Source organism: Staphylococcus coagulans (assembly GCF_002901995.1).
Taxonomy (GTDB): domain Bacteria; phylum Bacillota; class Bacilli; order Staphylococcales; family Staphylococcaceae; genus Staphylococcus; species Staphylococcus coagulans.
This window is the reverse complement of sequence record NZ_PPQN01000028.1, coordinates 37,884-44,291: the sequence shown is the minus strand read 5'-3', so window position 1 is coordinate 44,291 and position 6,408 is coordinate 37,884. Positions and strand designations below refer to the sequence as shown.

Genomic DNA, 6,408 nt, shown 5'->3' with positions numbered 1-6,408 from the left:
GTCATAATAAAATCATTAGCATTATGTTATACTATATAATATTTAATGAAAGGAAGGCAACTATGATTCAAAAGGATATACCAAATAGTATGCAAGCGTTTAAAAATCTTGTAGCATTGCAAAAAATAGTTTTAAATTTTGACCTTGTCTATCAAAAAGATTTAGACGAAGCTAACGTCTTATTAACAGCTCTTCAAAATAAAGTAACACGCTTATTTGAAAGCCTCCCTCATCCTGATGATATCATCTTACCGACAACATATAGTTATGAGATATATTATGCATGTTTACACAATCTCTACCATAATCCACTCGTTCTTATCGATTTTGGCAGTCAAAGACGCGTTAATAACGGTTACCTCCACGTGATTAATCAAGCCGCAGCCCATTTTAATATCTCACATTGTGATTATTAACCCCATTAAAAAAAGAAGCGAGACCTTTTTAAAAGAACTCACTTCTATACAAGAACTCAGTATGGATACCGAGTTGAACATTTGATTATAATATCTATCTCACTCTTACAATTTTAATTCTTCTTTATCGCGTTTATGATGACCGCGTAAAAAGAAAAATACAGCCATAAATCCTAAGAACAAGAAACCGATAATCACAGATACACGTGTTTCATCATTAATTACCATACCTACTAATACCATTAATAAGAATGCGATTGTCAAATAGTTACTTACAGGTGCGAACGGCATTTTAAAAGGATGATTTTCGATTTTTTCTGGATATTTCTTTCTAAATTGTATATGGCTCAATAAAATCATAAACCATGGAATCATACCTGGTAAGATTGAAGCACTATAAACATATACAAAAATACTTTCTGATCCTTCAATAATCATAGGCAATACAACATTTAAAATGACACCGATGAGTATCCCCGTAGAAACGGCTAATACCGTGTAGAAAGGCACACCATTTCTCATAACTTTTGTAAAAATCGCTGGTAGTTGTCGATGTTGTGCAAGTGTAAAAATCATTCGACTTGAGCTAAAAATACCTGAATTACATCCTGACATCGCAGCCGTAATAACGACAAAGTTGATTAACCCTGCTGCAATTGTAATCCCTACTTTTGCAAATGTTGCGACAAATGGACTACCAATATCATGTAACTCGTTCCAAGGATACACAGTGACAATCACAAAAATAGCACCGATATAGAAAATTAAAATACGCCAAATGACGCCGTTGACAGCCTTTTTAATATTCTTTTGTGGATCTTTCGTTTCTCCCGCTGTAATACCGATTAATTCAACCCCTTGATAAGAACCGATAACAATTGATAATGCAAAGAAGAAACCTAACCAACCATTTGGCATAAAGCCACCGTGTGCAGTTAAATTACTTAAACCGATTGGATGTCCTCCGTTCCCTAATCCGAAGAAAATCAATCCAAATCCGGCAATAATCATTAATATAATTGTGACGATTTTAATCATAGCAAACCAAAATTCAAACTCGCCAAATGCTTTTACAGATATAGCATTCGCTAAAGTTAAAATAACAATTACAATGATACCTGGAATCCATGATGGTAATTCCGGCCACCAAAACTTCATATATTCACCGACCGCAATTACTTCAGACATACCAACTACTATCCATTGAAAGATATTCGCCCATGCAGTGACGTAACCTGCAACTGGATGTATGTAATCTGTTGCATAATTGGCAAATGATCCGGTAGATGGATCTAAATAGACCATCTCACCCATTGCACGCATAATTAAAAATAAAAATAATCCCGCAAGTAAATATGCAAAAATAACAGATGGCCCCGTCCAAGCAATTGTGCTCGAAGCACCCATAAATAATCCGACGCCAATTGTACCACCTAGCGCAATCATTTGAATCTGTCGTGAACTCAGACCTCTGTGTAACTGGTTTTCTTCCATTGCTTCCATCTCCTTTTAACCCCTACTCATAAAATGATGTTGCACCGTGCATGTCGCTATTATACTACACTTGAGATTGCTGTGGAGAAAAAATTATCACCCTATTTATCTTTGTTTTGAAGAAATATATTAGTTTAAAAAATATTTCAATAAATTGAAGTTTGAAATATAACTCAATTTACAAACATATCTGTTCGCATATTTTCGAATTGTAAAAGTTGTTGAAATATTGACACAACCCCTAATTGTGAATGTATTCACATTTTGTTGTGAAATGTTTATACTATGGTAGAAAATTGAAGAAAGGAATTTCTAACACATGAAAGAAACAAACATAAAATGGGATACAATCTTCTACGGTCGCAAGGGGGTGTCAAACATCATTGACACGATTCAAAAGAAAGATATTTTACAAAGCTTTTATCTGAGGCGCTATTTATTAAGAGCTATGATGGCAGGATTTATTATTAGTATTATTGCAGTATTCGTTTTAATGGTAAAAACAACTTTTGCACCCGATGTCGCACCTGGTGTAGTCAATATGGCAGGTGCCATTACCTTTAGTTTCGCCCTTGTTTTAATTCTATTTACAAATTCTGAGTTATTAACGAGTAATTTTATGTATTTTACAGTTGGTCTGTATTACCGTCTTATTCGACCTTCGCGTGTGTTAAAAATCTTTTTCCTTTGTTTCCTAGGAAATATTTTAGGAGCGATTGTGTTATTTGGCTTAATTTCACTGACAGATGTCATGACAGTTGAAATGCTTGAAATGCTCAATCATACGGTTCAAGTTAAATCCATTCAATACAGTTTTCAAAACATTTTGGTTCGTGCTATTTTCGCCAACTTTTTTATTAATATATCACTTGTCATTGCAATGCAAATTGAAGATGTTATGGCTAAAATGTTTGTCATGATGTTTGGTGTAACGATTTTCGCTTTTATGGGTTACGAACACGTTGTTTACAATGCGTGTCTTTTCGTTGCTAGCTTTATTTATCAAACAGAGGCATTTCATATTTTTCATGTATTAAAAAACTTAGTTGCTGCCTTTATTGGTAATTATATCGGCGGTGGTTTGATTATTGGACTATTCTATGCCTATTTAAATGATCATGGCCAATTTAAAGTGATTAAAAATCAACAAGTGAATGACAATATCAAATAAAGGAAGCTATAAGCCTAGTCTCACAACTGGTTTCAATACTTTAATCCATTCGTGTCCTATAACATATCAGTGATATTGATTTTATCTCTTAAAACGTGAGTCGCCCCCTTGACTCGAACAATACTGAATGGCCTTCAAGCGAGCCGACGTTCAAAACTTTTCGTGTTATAATGGTATCAATTCATTGCACAAGGAGTTAGATTATGGACAAAGCACGCATCATCAAGGGACTGATTATCGCTTTACTTTTAGGCGTTTTTTTCTTTGGCATCAATGTAAATCAATATGGCGTTTCGCCCATAGCATTAGCAACTAAATCTATCATGGTTGCTGTCGTATTCGCAGTCTTATATATTTTGACATTCAGTATTTTAAGTTCAGATGAACGAAAACAACTTTTTGGTCCTCCTTTACTGATTGGGCTCATTATTGGACTCTTAGCAGGCATTCTTTTTAATCAGCCGCTCATTGGCTGTTTGACAGGTATTGTGTTGGGTATTGTGGTTGGATGGATTCGTTATCGTATGCAAAGGAGAGATTGAGATGTCGACACAAACGATTGGATTTATTATTATTGGCATTTTGCTATTGAGCTTTGTACCAAATGTATACATGCTTTACAAAACATCTAAAGAAGGTAATCCAAATACACGTTACCAATTAATGGTCGGTGTGGACGCTATACTATTAGTATTAATTATTACAGCTATCATTTTATTGACTTAACGCATCAGTTGGACACTGTTTGAAACGCTTCAAAACAGAAAATAAAATGACAACAACAATAATTTTAATATCATCGCATATTATTAAACCCGAGCTTTTCATCAAATCATGAAAGGCTCGGGTTCACATATAACTGAGCCATTTGACTCAGATAGTTTTAAATCATTATTAAATTTTCCCTTGTAAAAAGAAATAGTAGATTACAGCGGCAAATACAGCATAAATAATAAGACCGACGATACCTGAAAGCACATGAACACGCATCGGAATATGCTTTTGAAAACGTGGTGCAAGTACCAAGTTACCTACTAATATAATGAGTGGTCCAACTATAAAAAACAAAATTCCCTCTAAACTCATTCTTTACACTCCTGTATCGCTATCGTTTTAGCACGATATCAATGTCCGTTCTTATCTTACCATGCTATTGTTTCCTTAGCCTATATCGTTTAACTAAAAAACGAGCCGCCCTTATTTTCTTAAGAGACGGCAGGTAAAACGATAAAAGAAATGATTCCCATGATAACGATGGACAAAGGAAACACAAGAGACTGAATCAAATGTACTTTTGCTGGTGGTAAAGCTGCTCTAAGCAACCATGACTCAATCGCAAAATTGATCACTGTTAATGTCACTGTCATTGATAAGACCAACACGAAGCCATTTTGAAACTGAGCAATAAACCCAACAGATAATAACAACATCATTAATAATACAGTGAGCGTTATAAAATAATTTTGAAGGACTTTGACCATCGTTTCACAACCTTTCCTAGCACTACTTTTCGATATATTCAAATCATATTTTCGCACAACCTAACAAAAAAGTAAAATATACTTTACTAAAGTTATTGCTAAGCTAAAAAAGTTTTGCTCTGATCCGTTGCATTGTTGGATATCTTTTTTATAGTTGATACAAGGCTTCAACCCGATTTATAACTCCAAATCTTCCTTTGTTCTTGCCGCCCAATAACGTGCAAGTAATGGGCCCGTGACTAAATGAATAAAACTAAATACCGCTCCTGGTACTGCAGCTAATGGATTAAAATGAACCGTTGCAAGTGAGGCAGCTAATCCAGAATTTTGCATCCCGACTTCTATTGCTACAGTCTTTTTATCTTTATAATTAAGTTTAAAAAGATGTGCTAAAACATAACCAATTGTATAACCGAGCACATTATGTAAGATGACGACAACAAAAATAAGTAGCCCTGTTTCCACAATCAGAGCTTTACTAGAAGCAACAACCGCACCTAAAATAATAGAGATCGCAACAACAGAAATAAGAGGTAAAATGTCAGTCCCTACGTGTGCAACACGCTTCATATATTTTTGAATAAGAATACCTAAAAGCAATGGGAATAAGACAACTTTTACAACTGAAAGAAACATTGCAAGTAATGAAACATTCATCCATTCTCGAGCAAGTAGAAACATAAGAACAGGGGTTAAAATAGCCGCTAAAATTGTTGAGATTGAAGTAATCGTAACGGATAACGACACATTGCCTTTAGCAAGATAACTGACAACATTGCTCGATGTTCCTCCTGGACAACAGCCGACGAGTAACACACCGATGGCGATATCTGCGGGTAGATGAAATAATTTTACAACGGCGTATGCAGCAAATGGCATAATTGTGTACTGTAAAAAAACACCGATAATCACGGGCTTAGGCTCTTTTAAAATGAGCTTAAAGTCATCCAGACTAACGGTCAATCCCATCCCTAACATAACAACACCTAATAAATAAGGAATGATGCCTCCAAAACCTATAAAAATACTGGGAACAAAAAATGCGAGTAGACTTGCCAGTAACATCCAAAATAAAAAAGTTCGAGATGCAAATTGGCCAATACGTTGTAACATAGGCTTCACTCCTTAATTGTTTTAATAATCTGAATATTAGCATAATTATAGATGGTCTACAACCTCTTTTTTACACTTATTCAACTAAAACAACCATTCAATATCGTCCAACACATTTTATTTTTACATCTATAGTCTTACTGATTTCAAAAATTTATCATGCTACAATAGGTGTAAGAAAAATTTAAATGAGGAATTGCAATGATAATTGATAAACTAGAAACTTTTATTTTAAATATAGATCAAATGAACCATCGTATGGCACGACGTAAATTGTTGAAATTATTACGCCAAGTTAACCTCCAGGTTGTTATTCATGCTGAATGGACTAAACATCAACAAAAGCACATGCTTAAGATTCAAATTCCTAAGCGTGCACTTCCTTATGTCATCAGTTTTATCAGCTTTCACCATTATCGTATCTATCAAATCGTGCCTTTGTCATTACTCGAATCAATGGAGCCACTTCAAATCCGACCTCGTGAAGAAAATCGATTTGAAATACAAATTGATGGATTGAATGATCCTTTTATTAAAGATAAAGTCATAGATATTTTAAATGTTTTTCAAAACAAGCGTATTCACTATAGCTTTGCAAAAGACAAATTGAAAGTCACAACAACGCCAGAAGTACTATGTCAACTCATTGCTACGTTAGCAACGCGTCATATTGATATTTGTCAAGCAAGTGCGCCTGCTCGTTGTTATCGTCAATCGCGTATTTCATAGAGCG

The 6,408-nt window shown here is 34.6% G+C and carries 9 protein-coding genes; 5 read left to right on the top strand and 4 right to left on the bottom strand.

What is annotated here, in order from left to right:
• The coding region (locus CD118_RS07145) for a hypothetical protein (protein ID WP_206167714.1) at positions 1-416 on the top strand (416 nt) is incomplete at its 5' end.
• 105 nt (positions 417-521) lie between these two features.
• On the opposite strand, the gene CD118_RS07140 is transcribed toward CD118_RS07145, so the two are convergent.
• Positions 522-1,910 (bottom strand): amino acid permease, encoded by a 1,389-nt coding sequence (locus CD118_RS07140; RefSeq protein WP_060830497.1) that lies wholly within the window; start codon positions 1,908-1,910, stop codon positions 522-524.
• 319 nt (positions 1,911-2,229) lie between these two features.
• Here CD118_RS07140 and CD118_RS07135 point away from each other — a divergent pair, with 319 nt between their 5' ends.
• The 3 genes from CD118_RS07135 to CD118_RS07125 all read left to right on the top strand — a co-directional run bounded on the left by CD118_RS07135 (position 2,230) and on the right by CD118_RS07125 (position 3,807).
• Entirely contained in the window at positions 2,230-3,081 is an 852-nt protein-coding gene (locus tag CD118_RS07135; protein ID WP_103356467.1) for a formate/nitrite transporter family protein, read from the top strand.
• A gap of 203 nt (positions 3,082-3,284) precedes the next feature.
• A complete protein-coding gene (locus tag CD118_RS07130) occupies positions 3,285-3,623 on the top strand; it encodes a hypothetical protein (protein WP_103356466.1) in 339 nt (112 codons plus the stop codon).
• A 1-nt stretch (position 3,624) separates the two neighbouring features.
• Positions 3,625-3,807: a hypothetical protein gene (locus tag CD118_RS07125; RefSeq protein WP_050330143.1), complete on the top strand. Its 183-nt coding sequence runs from the start codon at positions 3,625-3,627 to the stop codon at positions 3,805-3,807.
• A 168-nt stretch (positions 3,808-3,975) separates the two neighbouring features.
• Here CD118_RS07125 and CD118_RS07120 read toward each other — a convergent pair whose 3' ends face one another.
• The 3 genes from CD118_RS07120 to CD118_RS07110 all read right to left on the bottom strand — a co-directional run bounded on the left by CD118_RS07120 (position 3,976) and on the right by CD118_RS07110 (position 5,675).
• Complete coding sequence (locus CD118_RS07120; protein ID WP_050345271.1) at positions 3,976-4,167, bottom strand: hypothetical protein; 192 nt, start codon at positions 4,165-4,167, stop codon at positions 3,976-3,978.
• A 119-nt stretch (positions 4,168-4,286) separates the two neighbouring features.
• Positions 4,287-4,562 carry a hypothetical protein gene (locus CD118_RS07115; RefSeq protein ID WP_050330140.1) on the bottom strand — a complete coding sequence of 92 codons (276 nt, stop codon included), beginning with the start codon at positions 4,560-4,562 and terminating at the stop codon, positions 4,287-4,289.
• Positions 4,563-4,739: 177 nt separating this feature from the next.
• Positions 4,740-5,675, bottom strand: coding sequence for a bile acid:sodium symporter family protein (locus tag CD118_RS07110; protein ID WP_050345270.1), 936 nt, complete (start codon positions 5,673-5,675; stop codon positions 4,740-4,742).
• Between the two features lie 201 nt (positions 5,676-5,876).
• Between CD118_RS07110 and CD118_RS07105 the strand changes: the two genes are divergently transcribed.
• Entirely contained in the window at positions 5,877-6,404 is a 528-nt protein-coding gene (locus CD118_RS07105; RefSeq protein ID WP_103356465.1) for a hypothetical protein, read from the top strand.
• Positions 6,405-6,408: the final 4 nt, after the last annotated feature.

Bases quoted from the DNA above. Each gene is read 5' to 3' on its own strand.
- CD118_RS07120 (WP_050345271.1), bottom strand. From the start codon at position 4,167: ATGAGTTTAGAGGGAATTTTGTTTTTTATAGTTGGACCACTCATTATA.
- CD118_RS07140 (WP_060830497.1), bottom strand. From the start codon at position 1,910: ATGGAAGAAAACCAGTTACACAGAGGTCTGAGTTCACGACAGATTCAA.
- CD118_RS07105 (WP_103356465.1), top strand. From the start codon at position 5,877: ATGATAATTGATAAACTAGAAACTTTTATTTTAAATATAGATCAAATG.
- CD118_RS07125 (WP_050330143.1), top strand. From the start codon at position 3,625: ATGTCGACACAAACGATTGGATTTATTATTATTGGCATTTTGCTATTG.
- CD118_RS07110 (WP_050345270.1), bottom strand. From the start codon at position 5,675: ATGTTACAACGTATTGGCCAATTTGCATCTCGAACTTTTTTATTTTGG.
- CD118_RS07115 (WP_050330140.1), bottom strand. From the start codon at position 4,562: ATGGTCAAAGTCCTTCAAAATTATTTTATAACGCTCACTGTATTATTA.
- CD118_RS07130 (WP_103356466.1), top strand. From the start codon at position 3,285: ATGGACAAAGCACGCATCATCAAGGGACTGATTATCGCTTTACTTTTA.
- CD118_RS07135 (WP_103356467.1), top strand. From the start codon at position 2,230: ATGAAAGAAACAAACATAAAATGGGATACAATCTTCTACGGTCGCAAG.